The sequence below is a fragment of the Arthrobacter sp. HS15c genome (assembly GCF_040812005.1).
Lineage (GTDB): Bacteria > Actinomycetota > Actinomycetes > Actinomycetales > Micrococcaceae > Arthrobacter.
Genome location: NZ_JBFOHM010000007.1, coordinates 278,942 through 299,608, shown reverse-complemented (window position 1 = coordinate 299,608; position 20,667 = coordinate 278,942). Strand labels below are relative to the sequence as shown.

Here is a 20,667-nt window from a genome sequence, read left to right as displayed (position 1 = left end):
CGTCCGCCTAGGAGTTGGCCGGGGTGAGGACGCCGGCGCCGGACAGCAGGCTGCCGGCCCCGGTGATGGCAGGCTGGTGGCCGAGAGCCTTAAGGATCTCATACGTGGTGGCAGTGGCCGCAGTGATGACCGGCAGCCCGAGCTCGTCCTCCACTGCCTGGACCGCAGCCAGCGACGGCATCTGGACGCAGGCGGACAGCACGACGGCGTCCGCGCCTTCGCGCTGCAGGCTGCGGGCAAGCGCGGGCAGGTTCTGCGGATCAAGGCAGCCGACCTCAAGGTTGTCCGCCACCTCGAGGCTGATGGCGTCCAGAACGGTGATGCCGGAGCCCTCGATGTAGTCCACCACCATCTTGGTGAGCGGCTTCATGTAGGGCGTGATCATGGCCACCTTAAGCGCGCCGATTTCCTGCAGGGTGCGCACCAGGGCGCCGGCGCTGCTGGTGACGGGGGCGGGGTGGCCGTTGCCGGCGGCGGCGTCGGCGATGACTTTCTCCGAGCCCTCGTGGGCTCCGGGGCCCTGGGCCATGACGGCAACCAGGCAGGCGTAGGCGATGACGTCCACATCGGCGTCGGACACTGCCTCGGCGCAGCCGGCTGCCTTGCCCACCATGGCCAGCAGCTCTTCCCGGGTGACCTTCTTCATGCCGGCGCGGGCCGAGTGGAAGGTGTACTTGTGGCCGGTCGCCTCTGCCTGGCGCCGGAACAGTTCGGGCAGTTCGGTCTCCATGGTGGTGTTGGAGCTGGGGACGATCAGTCCCACCCGGCTGGTCCCGGGACGCTTGGGCTCGGGAGCGGTTTCGCAGGTGATGTCGGGGGTGCTCATGGCTTCTCCACGTCGTTGTGATGGGGGTTTTTGTGTACAACCCATAAAGTGGGTTCTGATCCCATGATGTGGGTTATCCGGTGAGGATGTCAAATGGGTCACATGCGAAAGGCCCGCTCAGTGCTCACTAAACTGAAGGTTCGTGGAAAAGTTCGGAAGGGAAATTTGAAGACAGTGGCGACGGAAGCGGGTGCTGGGGCCTCACCCCTGCTGGTCCTGCACAAGGTGGCGGAGATCCTGGACTGTTTTTCGGTGCAGGAGCCGGAGCCCACGCTGCAGCAGATCATCCGGAAGACCGGTTTGCCGTCCAGCACCTGCCAGCGCCTGGTGCAGAACATGCTGCGGGAGGGCTTCCTGGACCGCGACGGCGACCGTTACCGGATCGGCATCGGGCTGGTCCGCTGGGCTACCCCCGGGACGTTCGGGCTGGACGTGGTCCGGCTGGTGAAGCCGGTCCTGCAGCAGCTGCGCGATGAGACCGGCGAAACGGCATGCCTGTATGTCCGGGACGGCGCGTTCCGGACCATCATTGCCGTGGCCGAGACCCGGCACGTGGTGATGCGGCCGTTCATGGTGGGCATGGTGATGCCGCTGCATGCCGGCGCCCCCGGAAAGATCTTCCTGGCGTTCGACCCCGAGGCCTGGGCCGCGCTGGACGAGCACGGCCTGGACCGGTTTACCCCCGACACGCCGGCCTCCCTGGAGCTGCTCCGGCAGCAGGCCGCGGCGGCGAAGGAGCAGGGGTTCTACGCGGCGTTCGGGGAACGGAACGAGGACGTGGGCTCCATCAGCGCGCCCGTCTTTGACCATGCCGGACGGCTCGCGTGCGCCATCGGCCTGGGATTCCCCACGCAGCGGATCGGGCCCGGCGACGTCGAGCGGCTGGGGCCGGTGGTGGCCCGGGCGGGGCTCGAAGCCAGCCGCGCGCTGGGGTATGACGGCGGCCAGGCCGCCCCGATGTAATCCGCCCCACCCTCTGCCGGAGGTGCGCGGACGCCAGGGAGGCACGACGGCGGGACGCAAGTGCCGCCGTCGTCGTTCCTGATTCTTCGCGGCGGAAAGCCCCTGCAGGTTGCTACTTGCGGGAGCTTGCCTGGCGGGCGCTGTCGCGCACCACCAGGGTGGGCGGAATGGGCGTGCGGTCCACGTCCCGTCCCTCCATGGCACCGAGGAGCACCTCGGTGCTCATCAGCGCCAGCGCGTTGAAGTCCTGCCGCACAGTCGTCAGCGGAGGCAGGAAATAATCCGACCCCTCAACGTCATCAAATCCGACGATACTGACATCATCCGGAACCCGGATGCCGTTTTCGGTGAAAGCGCGGATCAGCCCCAGCGCGGTGTGGTCGCTGGCGGCAAAAATGGCCTGCGGAACCTTTTCCTCGCGTACCAGCCGGAGTCCCGTTTCGTAGGCCCATTTGGGGCTCCAGTCACCTTCGACGCAAAGCCCCGGCTCCAGCCCTGCATCCCGCAGCGTCGCTTCCCAGCCGCGCTTGCGGACCCGTCCATCGAACCAGTCCATGGAACCGGCAATATGGGCGATGTCCCTATGGCCCAGGTCTATGAGGTGCTGGGTGGCAAGCCTGGCTCCGAGCTCCTGGTTTTCGGAGTAGGTGAAGACATTGGGGGTTGACGAGGCTCCGGCGGCGATCATCTCCACCGGTACGCGGCATGTGGCGTTCCAAACGGCTGCCGCCATGTCAACAACCGGGGCGATGACGATGATCCCTCCCACGCCGGTATCGTCAAGGCTGTCGAGGGCGGCTTGGACGGACTCCTCGTAGGGCTTCTCAACGCTGATGACCGTTGCGGCGTAGCCCTTCTTCCGTGCCACGTTTTCCAGCGCCAGCAGCGTTCCCACCGGGCCGAACCGGGGCGAGCCGTCGGAAAGTATGCCGATGGACGTCGAGCGGCTGGTAACCAGTGCCGTGGCCGCCCGGTTCCGCCGGTAGCCGATGTCCTTGATGATCTGGAGAACGCGTTCGCGGGTCGAGGCGCTGACATCCGGCGCGTCGTTCAGGACCCGCGAGACAGTGCCAAAAGAGACGCCGGCCAGCTGCGCCACATCATTGATGGTGGGTTTCCTGCGCGACGGCGTTGCCGGAGGCCGGTCATTGCCCTCCCGGCGGACTGCCATGCCTGCCATGCCTCTCCTTGTCCTGCACTGTGCCAGCTGAGCCTGGGACAGCTTGTGAGCCTGCTTAAGCTTACGTCCCTGCCCCCGCACCAGCCTGCCACGTGATCGTTGACACCATCTCCGTTAGCGTTTACGCTAAGTACCGTAAACGTTCACGGAAGCTTCGTAAGCGTTCACGGAAGGCAACCGGGACAGAGAGTGAGCGGGATGAGCGACACAATCGCGGCCGCTCTTTCGCTGCATCCCGGAACCGGCTTCCGGAACATTGATGAAGCCCAGTGGGCACATCTTGAGGTACTGCTTACGGGCACAGCACGTGATGATCTCGCAGCAGCTGTCCGCACTTTTGTCCCCGCCGGTTCCTCGGCTGTTGTCGGCGTGTTCGATGACAACACCCTGTGGGCAAGCCTGGTTGTTTCCCTCGACCAATCCGGCGCGCCTGTGTCACTGACGACCATCCAGGGGTCAGTAGCCGACGCCGCCGGAGGGATGGCAAAGGCAGCAGGGGAGGCGGTCAGGTGGGTCCAAGCCCACCGCGGACCGTGTTCGCTGGGCCTTTTCATAGACAAAGTCCACGCGGAAGCCTTCGTGAAGGCTTCCGATAAGGCGGCCGCTGTCCGCACAGCCGCAGCCGCAGGCGGCCTTGTCCTGTCGCCGGTTCCCCCTGCCCTCGCCATAGCGCTGGCCTGACCCAAACAACCACACCACCCATTCCATACAAGCACTGGAGAACAATGATGATCCGCAGGCTTCCCCTGGTGGCCTTGGCCGCAGCTCTGTCCCTTTCCGTCGCATCCTGCAGCAGTTCAACCGCGAGCACCTCCAACGCCCCTGATGCCGGCGTTTCCGAGAAGGCCCAGCAGGCCCTCGACAAGATCAAGGGACAGGTCCTGAGCAAGGGTCCCAACGGTGAATCTCCGTCCCCGGCCTCAGTTGCAGACCTGACGCCGCAGGAGATTGAAAAGGTCAAGGCACTCAATGCCAAAGCCGCCATCGTGATGCACTACGGCGGCAACGACTGGGCCACTGCCCAGACCAACGGCCTCAAGAGCGAGTTCGAAAAGCTCGGCATCCAGGTGATTGCCACCACCGACGCGAACTTCAAGCCGGACAAGCAGGTCTCGGACATCGAGACCGTCATGACGCAGGATCCGGACATTATTGTGTCCATCCCCACCGACCCCGTGGCCACCGCCTCGGCCTACAAGAAGGCCGCGGCCGCCGGAACCAAGATCGTCTTCATGGACAACATTCCGCAGGGACTGACCGCCGGCACCGACTACGTTTCGGTCGTTTCCGCGGACAACTACGGAAACGGCGTCGTCTCCGCGCACCAGATGGCCAAGGCCACCGGCGGCAAGGGCAAAATCGGGCTTGTATTCCACCAGGCTGACTTCTTTGTGACCAAGCAGCGCTACCAGGGCTTCAAGGAAACCATCACTAAGGAATACCCCGAGATCCAGATCGTCGAAGAGAAGGGCATCGCGGGTCCGGACTTCGCCGGCGACGCGCAGGCAGCCGCCAACGCCATGCTGAGCAAGTACGCCGACCTCTCCGGCATCTGGGCGGTATGGGACGTCCCGGCAGAAGGTGTCATGGCTGCCGCCCGCGCCGCGGGCCGGCCGGACTTGAAGATCGCCACCGAGGACCTCGGCAAGAACGTCGCCATCGCCCTGGCCAAAGACCAGCTCATCGTCGGCCTCGGCGCCCAGGTTCCCTTCGACCAGGGCGTCACTGAGGCCCGGCTGGCCGCAGGAGCCCTCATCGGCAAGCAGGCACCGGCCTACGTGGCGCTGAGCGCACTGCCGGTGGACCACTCCAACGTCCTGGAGGCCTGGAAGCAGGTCTACCACGAGGACGCTCCCAAGGACATCCAAGAGTCCTACAAAAAGTAGCCAGACCTGACCGTGCGGGGGCTGCCTGCCCCCGCACGGTCCCGAAAGGGCAACAATGAACACCGCAGACAATGCCGTCGAAATGCGTTCGATCTCCAAAGGCTTCAACGGTGTCTCCGTGCTGAAGGACGTCAGCTTCGACGTCCGGAAGGGCGAAGTCCACGCCTTGGCAGGCGGCAACGGCGCCGGAAAATCCACGCTCATGAAGATCCTCCAGGGCGTTTACCAGACGGACGCGGGCGAGATCCTCATCGGCGGGAAACCCACCGTCATCAACTCGATCCAGGAAGCCAAGGCAGCCGGCATCGGCATGGTCTTCCAGGAATTCAGCCTGGTGCCCAGCCTGACCGTGGCCCAGAACATTTTCCTTGCCGCCGAGCCCCTCAGCGCGGGCGGATTCATTGACGACAGGGCCTCGGCCCGGCGGGCCAAGGAAATCTTCGCCGAGATGGAAGTGGATGTGGACCCCCACGCCGAGGTCTCCCGGCTCGGTACCGCGTACTGGCAGCTGACCGAGATTGCCAAGGCACTCTCGCAGAACGCCCAGGTACTGATCATGGATGAGCCCACCGCCAGCCTTGCCCGGCACGAGTCCGAAGCGCTGTTCGAACTGATTGACCGGCTCAAGCAGCGCGGCATTTCCATCATCTACATCTCCCACCGCATGGACGAGGTCTACCGGCTCGCGGACCGGATCACCATTCTCCGCGACGGCCGCCGGCTCCTGACCGAACCGTTGAGCGCAGTGACGCCCGAACAGATCGTGGAAGGCATCGTTGGCAAGAAAATCGAAGGCCAGCTTGCGTACCGCGAACGGGACACCGTGGCCCACGACGGAGTACCCCTGCTCGAGGTCCGCGGCCTGAACGTCGGGCGGCGGGTGAAGGACATCTCCTTCACGCTTCAGCCCGGCGAAATCCTGGGACTGGCCGGACTCATGGGAAGCGGGCGCACGGAACTCGCGCGCGCACTGTTCGGCATCGACCGGCTTGACAGCGGTGAAATCCTCATCAGGGGGAAAAAAGGCACCATAGCCTCACCGCAACAGGCCATCGACGCCGGCATCGCCCTCATCCCCGAGGACCGGCGGGCGCAAGGCCTTGTCCTGGACCATTCGGTCCGTGACAACCTCCTGCTGCCGCTGCTGGGCCAGATCAGGCGCGGACCGCTGCTGGACGCCACCAAAGGCAAGGAGCTCTCGGCGTCCCTCATCAAGAAGTTCGCAGTCAAGGCGGCCCACCCCCACCGTCCCGTGCGGCTGCTCTCCGGCGGCAACCAGCAGAAGGTGGTCATCGCCAAATGGCTGGGCACCGACCCGGACATCCTCATCCTGGATGAACCGACAGCCGGCGTCGACATCGGCACCAAAAGCGAAATCCTGGACATGATCCGCGAACTCGCCAGTGCCGGCAAAGCCGTCATCGTCATCTCATCCGAGTACCCCGAACTACTCGCGGTCAGCGACCGCGTCCTCGTCCTCAAGGACGGCTCCGTCATCCGTGACATCCCCCGCAGCGAGATCGCTGACGAGGAATATCTTCAACTTGCAGTCCAGGGAGTCTGACCAGTGAGCAACGCCAACACCATCACCCCCCGCGATGCCGCGGTAACCCGCAATTTTGGGTCCAAGCTGAAAGAGCTGGACTGGCGGCGCTACGTCATCTACATCGGCTTCGTCGTCGTCTTCATCTTCTTCGCCGTCCTGCTGCGCGACCAGGGCTTCCTGTCCCCGCAGAACCTGCTCAACATCTTCCGGCAGACGGCCACCATCACGGTCATCGCCGTCGGCATGACGTACGTCATCTCGTGCGCGGAAATCGACCTCAGCGTGGGCTCCGTGGCCGGCCTCTCCAGCGTCTGCACAGCCATGGCGCTGGCACAGTGGGGCATTGTTCCCGGCATCCTCGCGGGCCTCGCCGTCGGACTCGTGGTGGGCTCCGTCAACGGTGCGCTGGTCAGTCTCCTCGGGATCCCCTCCTTCCTGGTGACACTGGGCATGCTGGGAATCGCCGTCGGCGTCGCGCAGTGGATCACCGCCTCGGCCCCGCAGCCGATCCTGAACGACACCTTCAACATGCTGTTCGGATCCGGAGACTTTGGCCCGGTTCCCGGCCTGGTGGTCTGGAGCGCAATCTTCGTCGCCATCGGCGCCGTCGTCCTGAACCGCACCAGGTTCGGCCGGCAGGTCCTCGCCACGGGCGGCAACCGCAACGCGGCCGAGTTCACCGGCATCAACACCAGGCGGATCAAATTCCAGGTGCTCCTCATCTCGGGCATGGTGGCCAGCGTTGCCGGCATGCTGTACGCCGGCCGCCTGCAGTCCGGCCGGTTCCAATGGGGAGCCGGCGATGAACTATCCGCCATCGCAGCCGTCATCCTGGGTGGAACCAGCCTCTTCGGCGGGTTCGGCTCCATCATCGGCACCCTCTTCGGCGCCCTGCTGATCGGTCTCATCAACAACGGACTGATCCTCGCCGGCCTCGACAGCAGCCAGCAGCAGGTGGTCCGCGGCGCAATCATCATCCTGGCCGTCGCGCTCGCACGCAAGAAGTAGCACCGTGACCCCCACATCTTCCTCAGCAGCTGAAAGGCAGAAGCAATGAAACTCGGTTACTGTTCCATCACCTGGGGCGGCGTCGTAGGCCACCCCCAAGGTGTAACCAGTGTGAAGGACCTTTTCTACCTGACCCACGGATCCATGCGGGACGCCGTCGCGGACATCGCATCAGTGGGCTACCAGGGTGTTGAAATGTTCGACGGCAACCTCGCGGAATATGCGGAAAACACCGAAGAACTCAAGGAGATCCTGGGTACCGCCGGCGTCGAACTGACAAGCGTCTACACCGGGGCGAACTTCATCTACGCGGACATCCTTCCGGACGAGCTGCACCGGATCCACCGTGCCGCCGAGCTGGCTGCGGGCTTCGGAGCGGAACGGCTTGTGGTGGGAGGCGGAGCGCGCCGCGCGGCCGGTACCACCGAGGAAGACTACCGGCGGCTCGCCGAAGGGCTGAACCAAGTAACCGATATCGCGGAAAGCTTCGGGCTGTCAGCCAGCTACCACCCGCATCTGAGCACCATCGTGGAGGGCCCGGACGAGCTGGACAAGCTGATGCCACTCACGCGGATCGGATTCTGCCCGGACACCGCCCACCTTGCTGCCGGCGGGGCGGACCCGGCCGCGGTCATCCGGAAATACCCGGACCGTATCCGGCACGTCCACCTCAAGGACTTCCAGCAGGATCCCTTCGCCTTCCTCCCGCTGGGGCAGGGCGAGCTGGACTTCCCGGACATCATCGCCGCCATCCGCGAAAGCGGGTATGACAGCTGGCTCATGGTGGAACTGGACAACTACGACGGTGACCCCCGCGAGGCAGCAGCCCTGAGCAAGAAGTACCTGGACAAGCTCCTCTCCAACTGATTTTTCAACCGCAGGGGAGTGCCACAGCCGGCATCTGCCCCGCCTTCCGGAAGGAACAAGATTCACATGCAGAACCTCAACGTCGGCCTCATCGGAGGCGGCTTCATGGGCAAGGCCCATTCACTGGCTTACGCCGCCATGCCCATGTTCTTCTGGCCCGCGCCGGCAATGCCGGTCCGCAAGGTCATTGCCGAAGCCAACGAAGACCTCGCTGCCGAAGCAGCCCGACGCTTCGGCTTCGAAAAATCCACGTCGGACTGGCGCAGCATCATCGACGATCCGGACATCCACGTGGTGGACATTGCCACGCCGAACCACCTCCACGCCGAGATTGCCATTGCCGCGGCGGAAGCCGGCAAGCACATCATCTGCGAAAAGCCCCTGGCCCGTACCGCTGAAGAATCCAAGGCCATGTACGACGCGGTCAAAGACAAAAACATCGTCCACATGGTTGCCTTCAACTACCGGCGGACCCCTGCCGTTGCGCTGGCAAAGAAATACATCGAGGAAGGCGCCATTGGCCGCATCCTCAGCTTCCGCGGAACCTACCTGCAGGACTGGAGCGCCGACCCCAACTCGCCGCTCTCCTGGCGCTTCCAGAAATCCATTGCAGGTTCCGGTGCCCTTGGTGACATCGCAACGCACGTCTTCGACATGGCCCGCTACCTCGTCGGCGAGTTCAGCGCCGTGAACGCCGTCCTGTCCACCTGGATCCCCGACCGGCCGCTCCAGTCCGGCGGTGCCGACGCATTGGGCACCGTTCGCGGCGAAGAAGGGCCCCGCGGCGACGTTGACGTCGACGACGAAGTCATGACCATGATCCGTTTCGCCAACGGCGCCGTGGGTTCCGTGGAAGCAACACGCAACGCCCACGGCCGGAACAACTACATCACCTTCGAGATCCACGGAACGGAGGGAAGCATCGTCTTCAACTACGAGCGGCGCGACGAGCTGCAGGTCTGCTTCGCTTCAGACCAGTCCGACCGCCGCGGCTTCCGCACCGTTTACACCGGCCCGGCCCACCCTTACGGAGAAGGGCTCTGGCCCATCCCTGCCCTGGGCATTGGATACGGCGAAACGAAGATCATCGAGGCCTACGACTTCTTCAAGGCCATTGCGGAGGGCGGCAGCGTCAGCCCGAGTTTTGCCGACGGCTACCAAGTGGCGCTGATCGATGACGCAATCGTCGAATCCGCCGCCAAGGAATCGTGGGTAGAGGTTCCGCAGATCAATTCATGACCCGACGGGAGGGGCGGCGGCCAAGCCGCCCCTCCCGAAAGCACAGGACCACTCGAGGACGTCACACTGCCACACACAACAGTCAGTCAAGAAGAAACGGAAGTCTGGCTCATGCCAGTGTTCATCGCAAAGGAGGGGCGCGAAGCAGTGCTGCGGGAAGCCCTCGCCGAGCTCGAGTTCGCGAGCCGCAAAGACGTTGGATGCCTGGAATACACCGTCTTCTCCGACGACCACACGCCCGGTACGTTTGTCCTCTTTGAGGGATGGGCCCGCCGCGAGGACCTCCAGGCCCACAATGAAAAAGACTATGTCAAGGGGTTCGTGAAAGGGGTGGAGTCCCTGCTGGCCGCACCGTTCTCCGTAACTCCCATAACCCCTCTTACCGGAGCTTCCAGCTGAACCTGCTGAGCCGGGCGGGCCGGCAGGCCTGTTAAAGTCGGGAACCATGACCGATCCACGCATCGATGCCGCCGGTAAAGTCGGCTTCCTCCACACGGCGCAGGTCCATGAGGCCGGGTTTGAGGCCCTTGCCCGGGAGTACCTGCCTTCCGCCGCCACCGTCCACCGGGTGGACCCCGATGCCCTGGAGCTTGCCCGGCAAGACGGAACTGAGGAGAGCGTGCGGGCCGTCGTCGCCGCCCATCTCGTGGAACTTCGAGGTGCTGGATGCCAGGTGGTCCTGTGCACCTGCTCCACCCTCGGCGAAGTAGCGGAGGGCCTGTCCGGCGACGGGCTGGAAGTGATTCGGATTGATCGGCCGATGCTTCGCCGGGCCGTCACGCTCGGTCCACGCATCGGAGTCCTCGTGGCTCTCGCCAGCACCGTGGAGCCAACCAGCCGTGTCCTCGCCGAGGAGGCTGTGGACGCGGAAGCCGACATCACCGTGGAGGTCAGCGTTGTGGAGGGGGCGTGGGACGCCTTCCTGGCGGGGGATGCGGAGCTCTACCACTCGAGGATCGCCCAGGCGGCGGACACGCTCGCAAGCCGCTCCGATGTCGTCGTCCTTGCCCAGGCCAGCATGGAACCCGCGGCGGCCCTGCTGACCGGGCTCGCAGCGCCGGTCCTCACGAGCCCCCGCTCCGCCGTCGAAGCGGTGGCACTGGTACAAATCAGCAGCCTGCTGCAGGGCCCGCCTTAGCCAGAAACCTTTGCCACCTCAACCTGTACCCCGGCGTCCCGGAACTTCTGCACTTGCCCAGGGTCGGCGCCGTCGTCCGTCACCAACGTCCACGGCAGCGCCAACCGCGCCCAGGCGTGGAAGGGCCGCAGGCCCAACTTGGACGAGTCCGCCAGCACATACACGGCATTCCCGCGCCGGGCCATGAGCTCCTTGAGCCGGGTCTGCTCGTGGCTGGCCTCGCAGATGCCGTCCTCGGCGGTGACCGCGTCGGCGCCCAGGAAAACCCGGTCAAAGCTCATCCGTTCCAGTGCGGCCTCGGCCAGCGGACCCACGAAGCTCTGGCTGACGGTGCGGAGCCGTCCGCCCAGGCAGTCCACCTCGATGCCCTCCGAGTCCGCCAGTTCCTGCATGGTGTTGATGCCCGGGGTGGTCACGGACAGCTTGTCGAACCCGCGCAGTTCGTGGGCCAGTGCACCCACGGTGGAACCGGCGTCGAGCAGGATGTTCTCACCCGGCCGGATCACGGAGGCAGCCCAGCGGGCGATGGCGTGCTTCTGTTCGAACGCCTGGCCGGTGCGCTGCCGCAGCGACGCCTCGGGGTGCGCGCCCAGCGCCATCGCGCCGCCGTAGGTGCGGGCCAGCCGGCCCTGCCCGTTCAGCAGCGCCAGGTCGCGGCGGATGGTGGACGCGGTGACCTCGAACCGGGCGGAGAGTTCCTCCACGGACGCGAGGCCGGTGGTCACGGCAAGGTGGTAGATCTCCTCGCGCCGCGCGTTTGCGCTCAGCATTCCGGTTTCCTTCCCGTGGGCATGGTTTCCATGTTAGTTGCGGCCCCCGCCCGGAGCGGGTTTCGACAGGCTCAACCACCGGGGGTTCGGCACGCTCCACCACGGGCAACGGCCGGTCAGCAATTCTACGCTGACCGGCCGTGCGTCCCTCGCGGGAGCTTAGGGAGCTTCTTCGCGTGACGGCGCCAGGTCCACTGCCTGCCGCAGGGCCTCCAGAAGGGACTCGTGGTCCGCGATGTTCTTGCCCGCGATGTCGAAAGCCGTGCCGTGATCCACGGACGTGCGCACGACGGGCAGGCCCACGGTGATGTTCACTCCGTTTTCCAGGCCGAGGACCTTCACCGGGCCGTGGCCCTGGTCATGGTACTGCGCCACCACCAGGTCGAAGTCGCCGCGGCCGGCCAGGAAGAACAGGGTGTCGGCCGGGAGCGGACCGAAGGCGTCGATGCCGTCCGCCTGGGCCTTCTCGATGCCCGGCTGGATCTTCTCGGCTTCTTCGCCATAGCCGAACAGCCCGTTCTCGCCGGCGTGCGGGTTGATGGCACACACGGCGATCCGCGGGTTCTCAATGCCCGAGGCGCGCAGCAGTTCATACCCGCGCTTGATGGTCCGGTACACCAGGTCCCCGTTGATCTTGGCGATCGCATCGATCAGGCCGATGTGGGTGGTCACGTGGATGACGCGCATCTTCGGCGCGGTCAGCATCATGGACACTTCTTCGGTGCCGGTCAGTTCGGCGAGGAGTTCGGTGTGTCCGGGGTACTTGTGGCCCGCGGCGTGCAGCGCAGCCTTGTTCAGCGGGCCGGTGCAGATGGCATCCACCTGGCGGTCCATGGCCAGTGCAACGGCCTTCTCGATGAAGAGGAACGAACCGTGTCCGGCTGCGGCCGAAAGCTCGCCCCAGGCGAGGTCCTCCGGGATGCAGTCGATGTCCAGCACGTCAATGGTGCCTTCCGCGAACAGGGCCTCGGACGGTTCCGAAACCTTGCGCAGGGCCAGCGGGCTGGCGACGATGTCCGCGGCGAGCTGCAGCCGGCGAAGATCGCCCACAACAAGCATGCGGGCCTTCGACCGGAGTTCCGTGTCGGCCAGGGCCTTGACGATGATTTCCGGGCCAATGCCGGCCGCATCGCCCATGGTGATGGCAACTATCGGACGTCCCATTATTTGATACTCATTTCAGTCGTTGTGGCAGTGAGAAATTGTGTGGTCCGGGCCAGCGTGCCGGCGTCGCCGAACGCGCCGGCCTTGGTGACCAGCAGGGGGAGGGGTTCAGGCAGCAGGCTCATCACGACGCCGGGTTCAATCTCACCCAGGACGGTGAAGCTGCCGGCACCGAGGGCCTTCAGGACTGCCGTGGCCGTTTCCCCGCCGGTCATGACGAGGGCGTCACAGTGCCCAATGCCTGCAGCGGTGGCGCGGGCCAGGGCTTCAGCTACCACCAGTGCCTGCGACTTGTCGATGGTGCCCATCGGGTCCGGCGTCAGCACCACATCGTTCCGGGACATCGCCTCGGCAACCCGGCGGGGGACCGCTGCGTCATCCAGGGTGGCGTGGTCCAGGGTGATGTGCTCGGCCCCGGCGGCGACGAGTGCGTCGGTTTGCTGCCGGGCGAGGGCCGAGTAGCTGCCGATCACTGTCAGGGTCCGGTGGACGGGCCGCACCTGCGCGTTCCGCGCAGTCCTATCCTCGCGGCGCGGCGCGATATGCCCCGCCAGACCGCCGGAGCCGACCAGGAGCGCCGGAAAGCCCAGCAGGTCCGCAGCGGCCGCGATGATCCTGAGGTCGCCGTCGTGCTCTGCATCAAGTACGACGGCGGCACTCCCGCGTTCCTGCGCGTCCCGCAGGTGCTGTGCGAGTTCCTCCGGCGTGCGTCCGGATTGTCCGGGAACCACCGCGACCGTGAGGCCGCCCGCTTCCAGTGCCCGGGCGACGTCACCGCCGAAGTTTCCTTCAGTGTTCGGAACACCGCCTACGTGGACGATGCCGCCGTGGGTGGTCCTTCCCGTCGCCGGAAAGGCCGGAGCAACAATGGCAAGGCCCTTGTTGCTGCCCGGGGTGATTCCCGCCAGTGTTGCGGCGACTTCCGCCCCGACGTTGCCCCGAAGCAGCGAATCGATCTTCTTGAAGATCCGCCGGTGCTGCCCCAGGGCGTGCCCGACCGCGGCCGTGACCGCCGCGGCGGCCTCCGCCTCAGGCAGGTAGCGGCTTTCCGTGTTGATCGACAGGATCTCGGCGTCGGGCCAGACGCCCTCGAGGTCAAAGATCACGGAACTGGTGTGCGTGGGTCCGTAGGCTGCGGCAGCATCTGCCGCTCCCGTCAGGTCGTCGGCGATGATTGCCCAGCGCGTGGCTGCGTTGGTGCTCATACCGCTGCGGACACCTCGGGAGTTGCCGCTGCCGTTTCCTTGTTCTTGAGGCGCTTGGCGTACCAGGCGACCATGAGCGGGCAGCCGATGGCGGTGACCACTACGGATGCGGCAACCAGGACGGTGGCTGGTCCGGCTGCGGGGAGGTACGCAGGGTTGGCTGCGGCCACCAGCATGGGGACCGTGGCAGCGTTGCCCGCGGTGGTGGCTGCGGCCAGGCCGGCAATGCCGTTGCCGCCGCTCAGCTTGTCGGCGAAGAACAGCACCGCGCCGCCGGCGATCAGTACGAACAGGCCAAGCCCGACACCGAGCAGGCCGGCACTGAGGACCTTTTCGAGGTTCAGGCCGAAGCCAAGGGCGAGGGCGAAGAACGGAATAAGAACGGGGGCCGCAGAGGAAAGGAACTTGCGCATGGCCGGGTCCAGGGTGCCCAGCAGAACTCCAAGGAGCAGGGGGATGATGGCGCCAACCAGTGCCTGCCACGGGAACGCCGACAGGCCGGCCACGCCAAGGGTGACCATCGTCAGGAAGGGCCCGGATTCGAGCGTCATCACGGAGTAGGCAGCAACGTCCTTGGGCTTGCCGTACTGGCCCATCAGCGCCATGTACATGCCGCCGTTGGTGTCATTGAGGGCTGCCAGGATGGCCAGGACCGACAGGCCCGTCAGCAGGCCGCCGTCGATGGGAAGTTCGCCCAGGAACCTGCCGGCGATGACGCCGATGATGACTGCAAAGAGCACCTTGGCGCCGAAAAGGACGCCGCCCTTTTTCAGGATGTAGGGGGTGGCCTTGATGTCGATGCTTGCACCCATGCACACATAGAACACGGCCAGGATTGTGGTGCCCCCGGTGAACAGCGCGCCGGTGAACGATCCGAAGAACTTGGCGGAATCCGGTGCGAAGGTGGCCAGCAGAGCGCCGATCAGCAGCGGAATCAGCATCATGCCGCCCGGGATTTTTTCCATGGTGGCCTTGATTGGAACAGACATCTAGCAACCTCATTGTTGGTGGGGGAGTGGGGATTGAGCCGCCCGGCTCACATCATGATTAAGATCATACGGACGATGCGCGTTTAGCGCAACCTTCATTGCGCGAAATGCGCAATCTAACCTAAATGTCCCGGAAGCGGATCACTGTTGAGTCGTGCCGGCACCCGGACAGAGAGACCACCCTGGTGATAGCTGCAGGGTTTGCGCTCTCCGTTGGCATGCTGCCGGTGTCAGAGGTCGTGCGGACAAATTTCGGTGCCCGCCAGCCCAGGAATTCCTTGTCCGAATGCGGGGTCGTCGTCATTTCCGGCCCAGACGATACCGCCTCCAGGGCAGGGCATCACCTCGAACGCCAGACCTTCATGCTGGGCCCGCAGGTGGCTCCCGTCATCCTCGACCACTTCCCAGCCCGCCCTTGGCAGCGCAGCACGATAGTGCTGCAACACGTCGACGCCTTCCGAGATCGCAAACCAGCGGCTGCAGCCGCCCACGCCGCTCATGCCGCCACCGCTGTAAAGGCCAATGTGTTCGATGGAATCGAATGCCCGCTGGGACTCGCGGTCTGCACTGGCCATGGGCTCATCCGTACCCTCGGTCACGCACTGCGGAGAGGAGTCGTACTTCCCGGTCTTCTGCCCCAGGGCCAAGGGGGTGACAGCGAGCATCACGAGCAGCATGAGAACCGGGATGGCCACGGCTGTCAGACGCATCCACAGCCGTGGCGAGAGGACCAAACTGACAATGGCAACCACCGCTACCAGACCCAGTGCCATTCCTGAAGGACCGGACGTCAAACCCCACGCGAACCCCTCGAACGCGGTAGCGGTCACATCGCCGTACACCGCCATGAAGCCCTGGTGGACCAGCACCGCCAGGAGTGCCAGTACTCCCTCAACGGCGAGCAGTATCACAACAGAGACAGCTCGGCCGGTCATGGGCATGGCTTAGTGTAGGTCCCGCCTGACCTGCTGTACATGGGTCGACGGCCGCCCCGGAAGCGGACACACTGCTGGTGGCTTAGAAGCCGAACAGTTGGGCTGCCAGCGAGTATATTCCCCACAACCCAGCCGCTAACAGGATGCCCAGGTAGGCCAGGACCAGCCTCGTATCGCGGAGGTAGCACTTCGACTTCGTCAGGCCCTTCCGTCGCGCTTTCCAATAGCCCGCGAAGCCGACTGCGGCGAACACGGCCAGTGCCACCGGACCGGCTGCCCAGCCGAGCAGGGCAACGGTCGCGAAGATGCAGAGCCGCAGCGGATCGAAGGCCTGGGGGGACTGCGGATCCGTTTCAGGGTCGGGACTGTGTCCGCGCCGGCCTGCGTGCTTGGAGCGCACCAGCTGCGAGGGCAACGGCCCGGCTGCGATGCGGCGGGCGTCAGAAGCGGAACTCATGATTCCTCCCTATCGCTGACTCAGACCTGGCGGACTGGGAGAAGCCGTGTGCCCGTGGCTGTGCTTATTCGTTGCCTAGCCAGGGCCGGCCACGCCTGGACAGCACAGAACGGAGCGCACTGGTGATCGCCGGCGTCGCTCTTGGTGCCCACGTGGACGCAGCATTGCGTGAGCCGTTCCTCGATCATGGTGGAGATGTCCATGAAGGGCTTGACCATGATGCGGGTGATCCGTTCGGCGAGGAGCCGGCGCAGCCGCTGTTGCTGCCCTGGAAGCTTGCCGGCTGCCAGGGTGGTGAGTGTGCCGATGCCGAGGTCGCACTGGGTGCAGATGTTCTTCCAAAGATCCATTGTCCGCGGGTGGGACAGCGAGGACTGCTCGCTGAGCAGGTCCAGCAGGGAGGACTTCATGAGGTTGCGCAGCTCGAGCGGGATGGTGCTGTCGGCGATGCGGTTGGCGATGCTGTCAGGGTTGAGTTCCAGCCAGGCGAGCAGCTGGTCGTGCCCGATGAGGGCTGTCAGCGAACGCCAGACCCCTGAGTCGTCCTTGAGCATGTAGCCCACGGACGCGCAATGCGGATGTGAGCAGGGGAGTGCTGTGAGGTCATGCCATGAGACCACCCCTCCGGTTTGCTCCTCGAGCCGGTCCAGGACCCCTGTGTGGGTGAGCCTGTCCGTGGGGTCGATGCCGTGGCCGCGTCCTGAACCGAATACCGGCTGCAGCGCAACCCCACCCACGAACGGGGTTTCCAATGCCCTCATGACGACGGCGCCGACCTCGCCGTCGTTGACGCCGAGTGTCGCTGTCATCGTCAGGGTGGTGAAAATACCTGCCTCGGACAGCCGCGCGATGGCCATGTCCTTGAACCGGGTGAGGTCTCCGCCTCGGTGGTGGATGGATGCTTCTTTGGACGGGCCGTCGTATTGGAGGTATATCTCCACGCGGTCCCGGTGCCTGGCCAGCAGTGCGAGGAGTTCGTCGTCGGTGGCCATGAGAATGCCGTTGCTGTTCACCATGATCCGGACGATCGGGCGGGCGACGAGCTCATCCAGGAGTTCGGCGAGCTGGGGATAAAGCGTCGGCTCGCCGCCGGAGAGCATCAGCACGTCCAGCCGCCCGTTTTCGCGGGCAAGCCTGGTGTCGATATTCTCGAGTATTTCGCTGAGCGGCGCCACTCCCTGCAGCTGGGGGCCGGAGGCGGTGAAGCAGGTGGGGCAGCGCAGGTTGCAGTGCTCGATGATGTCCTGCAGGAGGATGCACGTGTGCTGGGTCTGCATGGCGGGCAGCCCGTAGGCGTAGGCCTCCGGTATCAGGCGGTAGTTGTCGGCCTGGTCCGGGATGTGTTGCTTGGTCGGCGCCTGCCACTTCTCCAGGTAGCGCAGGATTTCCGGTGACTCGTCGTACAAGGTGCTGACAAGTCCGTGGTCCGGGCAGCCGCGTTCGAGCCAAACCCGGTCATCGCGGATCAGCAGCGCGCCGGAGAGGCGCCGCACCTGTGCGAGCGGGGGGTTTGTCTCGTGGCAGTGGGGACAGAACGCTGTGACGTACCGGTGGATGCGGTCACCGCGGAGCGGCTGGCCGGGGCCGGGCAGCGCCTGCCGGGAAGAGTACGGTGACGGATTCATCTCAGGCTCTCCACTGCGCGAGGCTGCCAACGCATAGCCCGCCGCCGAGCAGGGTGAAAATCCCCAGACCAATCAGCAGTCCCGCACCCCACCGGGACGTGCGGGGCCTGACCGCCAATATGATCGCTATCGCCAGATAGCCGGCGATGGGAACGAAGGCGGACGGCCCGGTCAGGAAACGCATGTTGTACGGTCCGCCGAAAACTATCGGTAACACGAGATAGAGGGCATAAAGGGCAGCAGTCCCCAACAGGATTCCGAACCCCATGGGGCCGAGCCCTGGTTCAGGGTTCTCCTCACTTTTTTTGAGCGGTGGGTTGTCCTTGCTCATGCCACTCTTCCTTCCACCTTCGGGCGGAGTGGTTTCCCGAAGACCCGCAGCATCCGCCAGGACAGCAGGGGGAGAATCATGAGGAGGAACCATTGGGGCCGGCTCATCCCCAGCCAGAGCACCTCGTTGCCGCGGACGAATTCGACTCCGAACCGGAACAAGGCGTAGGAAGTCACGTAGCAGATGAAGAGGTCGCCAGGAGCAGGCAGGCGGTCCCGATAACGCCACATGAGGGCGAATGCTGCAACATGGAACACGATTTCATAGGCAAAGGACGGGTGCAGCCCTACACCGGGAAGTCCGCCCAGCATCGCAGCCTGCCCGGGCGTGAGCGATATCCCCCACGCGCCGCCAGTCGGGGTGCCGGGCAGTTCCGTGAGAAGACAGCCCACCCGCCCGATGACCAGTGCCAAGGCGACCGCGGGCGCCAGCAAATCCCCGGTGGACTCGCGGTAACCCGTCAGCCGTTTACCCAAATGAACGCCGAGCCACGCGCCCACCAGGCCCGCGAGGATGCTTCGGTCGCCGTTGCCCCACCAGTCCGCCAAGGAGACCTGCCGGGAAACATCCCACGTGAGGACCCTTGAACCGATGGCCCCGAAGGCGACAGCGAAACCGGCAATGGGCCACAGCCGTGGGTCAGACAGGCCGCGCCGGCGCTTCTCACAGGCGTAGAACAGCAGGGCCGCGAAGATTCCCAGCCCCATAAAGCCGGCGTGCACCAGCCCGTCTCCCGCGAAGGGAAGCCCGATCATGAGCAGAGTGTAACAGTGACCACTGCTGCCCCTCCGGTCCCACATCTGGGCGGCGGAGCGGAGCATGATCGGAGGAGATCGAGGTCGCCGGCCAGCTGGTCGTCGCGGCATGTTCTCGGAGTACGCCTGGAACCCGGCGGCGTGCCGCTGCCGGTAGCCCTCCTAGGGTGCTGGTCTCGGGGCCCAGGATGCGGTCGGGCTCGTCGTACCGCCGGGCGGATTAGGTGTGTAGCAGCAGGCGAATAAACCGTGTTCGCCTCCGCGGGTGCTAGCAGCTCGAATTCGTCTTCTGTGTGCGTGTCTCACCGTTGGTGCTGACGGACTGGGAGTTGGCGCGGCACGTGACGCCATCCTCGGTAAGCGTGTTCTGGCTGGTCAACTTGGTCACCTTGGGGTTCAGCATGTAATGCGTTTTGTAGTCGAACGACGAGTCCCCAATAGTCGACTGATCGCGGGCGTTGGTTGTGTAGTACTCGTTCCCGATGTATCGAGTCGCGGCGCGGTACTCCATGGATGACCCATCGGGGAAGTTGTATTCGACGTGTTGCACCACGGCGGGGCTGTTCCGAGAGTCGGACGGCGGCGCGGCCAAGGCCGGCGAGGCAGTGATGGCGAGAGCCAGGCCGGCGCCGGAGGCGAGGACCAAGCGGATCAGAGGGTTCATTGCGGGGATCCTTCCATTTCTTGTCGGGCTCCCCAGCGCGCAGTGAGTGAAGCGTAGCGGGCGCATATAGCTCCGTCAACGCAGGTGGGTCGACGCGCCCACGGCGAAGCTGAGCCCGATCGGATCGAACCGCAATAGTTGGGTGCGGGGTTGCGTCGATGAGCGAGGCTTGATGCGGAAGGGGGAAACCGTGATCGCAGTTCTGAACGAAGTCCTCGGTTACGTCGAGGAGCATCTCACCGAGGAGATCGACGTCGCCGGCCTGACAAGCGGCCTCGGCACGACGGAATACCACGTCCGCCGGATGTTCTCGTCACTGGCCGGCATGCCGTTGTCCGAGTACATCCGGCGGCGGCGCATGACCGTCGCCGCGGCCGATGTCATAGGTGGCCACGACCTGTTGGGGACTGCGGTGCGCTTCGGCTATGGCTCCACCGAAGCGTTCAACCGGGCTTTCCGGGCGGTGCATGGCGTCGGCCCCGCCGATGTGCGCCGGGACGGTGGCCCCCTTCGGACACAACCGCAGCTCAGGTTCCGCCTGACGATAGAAGGAAATACCACGATGGATACTCGAATCGCCGATCGACCGGCCTTCCGGCTCGTTGGCCACACGGCCCGCGTGCCGCTCATCCACCAGGGCCCTAACCCGCACATCCAGGCGCATATTGCGTCGCTGCCCGCGGCGGAGCACCTTCGCCTTAGGGCGATGAGCAACACCGAACCGGACGGACTGCTGCAGGTGAGTGCCGACGTCGACCCCGACTACACCGAGGGCAGCGAGCTGACGTACCTGCACGGCGTTGCCGTCAGCGAAGGAACGCCGGTGCCCGAAGACCTCGACGCCATTGAGGTCCCGGCCGGCACCTGGGCGGTGTTCCGCACCGCCGGACCCTACCCGGCAGCCCTCCAGTCCACTTGGGCGGCGACCGCCGCCGACTGGTTCCCGTCCAACCCCTGGCGGCTGAGGCCCGGCCCGTCGGTCGTTGCCATTCTCGACCGGGCCGAGGACTTCAGCACCGCAACCACCGAGCTGTGGCTGCCGGTGGAGCGGGCATGACGACGAGTGCTAGGTTGCACGCGCAGCCTTGTGGCTGCTACGCGTTACTCCTTTTGGGCAGC

Annotated in this window: 22 protein-coding genes; 10 read left to right on the top strand and 12 right to left on the bottom strand. The window is 65.1% G+C overall.

Annotated elements, in window-relative coordinates; translation table 11 throughout:
* Window positions 1-7: 7 nt before the first annotated feature.
* Window positions 8-826, bottom strand: a complete 819-nt coding sequence (locus ABV518_RS13915) for an Asp/Glu racemase (protein WP_367767683.1) — start codon at window positions 824-826, stop codon at window positions 8-10.
* 174 nt (window positions 827-1,000) lie between these two features.
* Here ABV518_RS13915 and ABV518_RS13910 point away from each other — a divergent pair, with 174 nt between their 5' ends.
* A complete protein-coding gene (locus ABV518_RS13910; protein ID WP_367767681.1) occupies window positions 1,001-1,789 on the top strand; it encodes an IclR family transcriptional regulator in 789 nt (262 codons plus the stop codon).
* A gap of 112 nt (window positions 1,790-1,901) precedes the next feature.
* On the opposite strand, the gene ABV518_RS13905 is transcribed toward ABV518_RS13910, so the two are convergent.
* The gene (locus tag ABV518_RS13905; RefSeq protein WP_367767680.1) at window positions 1,902-2,969 is read right to left on the bottom strand and encodes a LacI family DNA-binding transcriptional regulator; all 1,068 of its coding nucleotides are present in this window, start codon (window positions 2,967-2,969) and stop codon (window positions 1,902-1,904) included.
* A 198-nt stretch (window positions 2,970-3,167) separates the two neighbouring features.
* On the opposite strand from ABV518_RS13905, the gene ABV518_RS13900 reads away from it, so the two are divergent.
* The 8 genes from ABV518_RS13900 to ABV518_RS13865 all read left to right on the top strand — a co-directional run bounded on the left by ABV518_RS13900 (window position 3,168) and on the right by ABV518_RS13865 (window position 10,653).
* A complete protein-coding gene (locus ABV518_RS13900; RefSeq protein WP_367767679.1) occupies window positions 3,168-3,650 on the top strand; it encodes a hypothetical protein in 483 nt (160 codons plus the stop codon).
* A gap of 44 nt (window positions 3,651-3,694) precedes the next feature.
* Window positions 3,695-4,855, top strand: coding sequence for a substrate-binding domain-containing protein (locus tag ABV518_RS13895; protein ID WP_367767677.1), 1,161 nt, complete (start codon window positions 3,695-3,697; stop codon window positions 4,853-4,855).
* A 55-nt stretch (window positions 4,856-4,910) separates the two neighbouring features.
* Window positions 4,911-6,419 carry a sugar ABC transporter ATP-binding protein gene (locus ABV518_RS13890; protein ID WP_367767675.1) on the top strand — a complete coding sequence of 503 codons (1,509 nt, stop codon included), beginning with the start codon at window positions 4,911-4,913 and terminating at the stop codon, window positions 6,417-6,419.
* A gap of 3 nt (window positions 6,420-6,422) precedes the next feature.
* Entirely contained in the window at window positions 6,423-7,409 is a 987-nt protein-coding gene (locus ABV518_RS13885; protein ID WP_367767674.1) for an ABC transporter permease, read from the top strand.
* A gap of 45 nt (window positions 7,410-7,454) precedes the next feature.
* Window positions 7,455-8,276: a sugar phosphate isomerase/epimerase family protein gene (locus tag ABV518_RS13880; protein WP_367767672.1), complete on the top strand. Its 822-nt coding sequence runs from the start codon at window positions 7,455-7,457 to the stop codon at window positions 8,274-8,276.
* A gap of 66 nt (window positions 8,277-8,342) precedes the next feature.
* A complete protein-coding gene (locus tag ABV518_RS13875; protein WP_367767670.1) occupies window positions 8,343-9,515 on the top strand; it encodes a Gfo/Idh/MocA family protein in 1,173 nt (390 codons plus the stop codon).
* A 111-nt stretch (window positions 9,516-9,626) separates the two neighbouring features.
* Window positions 9,627-9,914 (top strand): putative quinol monooxygenase, encoded by a 288-nt coding sequence (locus ABV518_RS13870; RefSeq protein ID WP_367767668.1) that lies wholly within the window; start codon window positions 9,627-9,629, stop codon window positions 9,912-9,914.
* Between the two features lie 46 nt (window positions 9,915-9,960).
* The gene (locus ABV518_RS13865) at window positions 9,961-10,653 is read left to right on the top strand and encodes a hypothetical protein (protein WP_367767666.1); all 693 of its coding nucleotides are present in this window, start codon (window positions 9,961-9,963) and stop codon (window positions 10,651-10,653) included.
* On the opposite strand, the gene ABV518_RS13860 is transcribed toward ABV518_RS13865, so the two are convergent.
* From ABV518_RS13860 to ABV518_RS13815, 10 genes are all read right to left on the bottom strand, one after another.
* Window positions 10,650-11,423: a DeoR/GlpR family DNA-binding transcription regulator gene (locus ABV518_RS13860; protein WP_367767664.1), complete on the bottom strand. Its 774-nt coding sequence runs from the start codon at window positions 11,421-11,423 to the stop codon at window positions 10,650-10,652. The two genes, ABV518_RS13865 and ABV518_RS13860, sit on opposite strands and share 4 nt — an antisense overlap.
* A 159-nt stretch (window positions 11,424-11,582) precedes the next feature.
* Window positions 11,583-12,587 (bottom strand): 4-hydroxythreonine-4-phosphate dehydrogenase PdxA, encoded by a 1,005-nt coding sequence (gene pdxA / locus ABV518_RS13855; RefSeq protein WP_367767662.1) that lies wholly within the window; start codon window positions 12,585-12,587, stop codon window positions 11,583-11,585.
* On the bottom strand, window positions 12,587-13,792 hold the full coding sequence (locus tag ABV518_RS13850) for a four-carbon acid sugar kinase family protein (RefSeq protein ID WP_367767660.1): 1,206 nt from the start codon (window positions 13,790-13,792) through the stop codon (window positions 12,587-12,589). Before ABV518_RS13850 ends, pdxA begins: the two co-directional genes overlap by 1 nt.
* A complete protein-coding gene (locus tag ABV518_RS13845; RefSeq protein WP_367767658.1) occupies window positions 13,789-14,781 on the bottom strand; it encodes a 2-keto-3-deoxygluconate permease in 993 nt (330 codons plus the stop codon). The genes ABV518_RS13850 and ABV518_RS13845 overlap by 4 nt, the downstream gene beginning before the upstream one ends.
* Before the next feature lie 230 nt (window positions 14,782-15,011).
* On the bottom strand, window positions 15,012-15,716 hold the full coding sequence (locus tag ABV518_RS13840) for a hypothetical protein (protein ID WP_367767656.1): 705 nt from the start codon (window positions 15,714-15,716) through the stop codon (window positions 15,012-15,014).
* 82 nt (window positions 15,717-15,798) lie between these two features.
* Entirely contained in the window at window positions 15,799-16,173 is a 375-nt protein-coding gene (locus tag ABV518_RS13835; RefSeq protein WP_367767654.1) for a hypothetical protein, read from the bottom strand.
* A 20-nt stretch (window positions 16,174-16,193) separates the two neighbouring features.
* A complete protein-coding gene (locus ABV518_RS13830; protein WP_367767652.1) occupies window positions 16,194-17,798 on the bottom strand; it encodes a radical SAM protein in 1,605 nt (534 codons plus the stop codon).
* 1 nt (window position 17,799) lies between these two features.
* The gene (locus ABV518_RS13825; RefSeq protein WP_367767650.1) at window positions 17,800-18,129 is read right to left on the bottom strand and encodes a hypothetical protein; all 330 of its coding nucleotides are present in this window, start codon (window positions 18,127-18,129) and stop codon (window positions 17,800-17,802) included.
* Complete coding sequence (locus ABV518_RS13820; RefSeq protein WP_367767648.1) at window positions 18,126-18,884, bottom strand: prolipoprotein diacylglyceryl transferase; 759 nt, start codon at window positions 18,882-18,884, stop codon at window positions 18,126-18,128. Before ABV518_RS13820 ends, ABV518_RS13825 begins: the two co-directional genes overlap by 4 nt.
* Before the next feature lie 268 nt (window positions 18,885-19,152).
* Window positions 19,153-19,548 (bottom strand): hypothetical protein, encoded by a 396-nt coding sequence (locus tag ABV518_RS13815; RefSeq protein ID WP_367767646.1) that lies wholly within the window; start codon window positions 19,546-19,548, stop codon window positions 19,153-19,155.
* A gap of 190 nt (window positions 19,549-19,738) precedes the next feature.
* On the opposite strand from ABV518_RS13815, the gene ABV518_RS13810 reads away from it, so the two are divergent.
* A complete protein-coding gene (locus tag ABV518_RS13810; RefSeq protein WP_367767644.1) occupies window positions 19,739-20,605 on the top strand; it encodes a GyrI-like domain-containing protein in 867 nt (288 codons plus the stop codon).
* The last annotated feature ends 62 nt before the right edge of the window (window positions 20,606-20,667 follow it).

Excerpts from the sequence above, each read along its gene's own strand:
- ABV518_RS13915 (WP_367767683.1), bottom strand. The coding sequence starts at position 826 with ATGAGCACCCCCGACATCACCTGCGAAACCGCTCCCGAGCCCAAGCGT.
- ABV518_RS13905 (WP_367767680.1), bottom strand. The coding sequence starts at position 2,969 with ATGGCAGGCATGGCAGTCCGCCGGGAGGGCAATGACCGGCCTCCGGCA.
- ABV518_RS13900 (WP_367767679.1), top strand. The coding sequence starts at position 3,168 with ATGAGCGACACAATCGCGGCCGCTCTTTCGCTGCATCCCGGAACCGGC.
- ABV518_RS13895 (WP_367767677.1), top strand. The coding sequence starts at position 3,695 with ATGATGATCCGCAGGCTTCCCCTGGTGGCCTTGGCCGCAGCTCTGTCC.
- ABV518_RS13890 (WP_367767675.1), top strand. The coding sequence starts at position 4,911 with ATGAACACCGCAGACAATGCCGTCGAAATGCGTTCGATCTCCAAAGGC.
- ABV518_RS13880 (WP_367767672.1), top strand. The coding sequence starts at position 7,455 with ATGAAACTCGGTTACTGTTCCATCACCTGGGGCGGCGTCGTAGGCCAC.
- ABV518_RS13875 (WP_367767670.1), top strand. The coding sequence starts at position 8,343 with ATGCAGAACCTCAACGTCGGCCTCATCGGAGGCGGCTTCATGGGCAAG.
- ABV518_RS13870 (WP_367767668.1), top strand. The coding sequence starts at position 9,627 with ATGCCAGTGTTCATCGCAAAGGAGGGGCGCGAAGCAGTGCTGCGGGAA.
- ABV518_RS13865 (WP_367767666.1), top strand. The coding sequence starts at position 9,961 with ATGACCGATCCACGCATCGATGCCGCCGGTAAAGTCGGCTTCCTCCAC.
- ABV518_RS13860 (WP_367767664.1), bottom strand. The coding sequence starts at position 11,423 with ATGCTGAGCGCAAACGCGCGGCGCGAGGAGATCTACCACCTTGCCGTG.
- pdxA (WP_367767662.1), bottom strand. The coding sequence starts at position 12,587 with ATGGGACGTCCGATAGTTGCCATCACCATGGGCGATGCGGCCGGCATT.
- ABV518_RS13850 (WP_367767660.1), bottom strand. The coding sequence starts at position 13,792 with ATGAGCACCAACGCAGCCACGCGCTGGGCAATCATCGCCGACGACCTG.
- ABV518_RS13845 (WP_367767658.1), bottom strand. The coding sequence starts at position 14,781 with ATGTCTGTTCCAATCAAGGCCACCATGGAAAAAATCCCGGGCGGCATG.
- ABV518_RS13840 (WP_367767656.1), bottom strand. The coding sequence starts at position 15,716 with ATGACCGGCCGAGCTGTCTCTGTTGTGATACTGCTCGCCGTTGAGGGA.
- ABV518_RS13835 (WP_367767654.1), bottom strand. The coding sequence starts at position 16,173 with ATGAGTTCCGCTTCTGACGCCCGCCGCATCGCAGCCGGGCCGTTGCCC.
- ABV518_RS13830 (WP_367767652.1), bottom strand. The coding sequence starts at position 17,798 with ATGAATCCGTCACCGTACTCTTCCCGGCAGGCGCTGCCCGGCCCCGGC.
- ABV518_RS13825 (WP_367767650.1), bottom strand. The coding sequence starts at position 18,129 with ATGAGCAAGGACAACCCACCGCTCAAAAAAAGTGAGGAGAACCCTGAA.
- ABV518_RS13820 (WP_367767648.1), bottom strand. The coding sequence starts at position 18,884 with ATGATCGGGCTTCCCTTCGCGGGAGACGGGCTGGTGCACGCCGGCTTT.
- ABV518_RS13815 (WP_367767646.1), bottom strand. The coding sequence starts at position 19,548 with ATGAACCCTCTGATCCGCTTGGTCCTCGCCTCCGGCGCCGGCCTGGCT.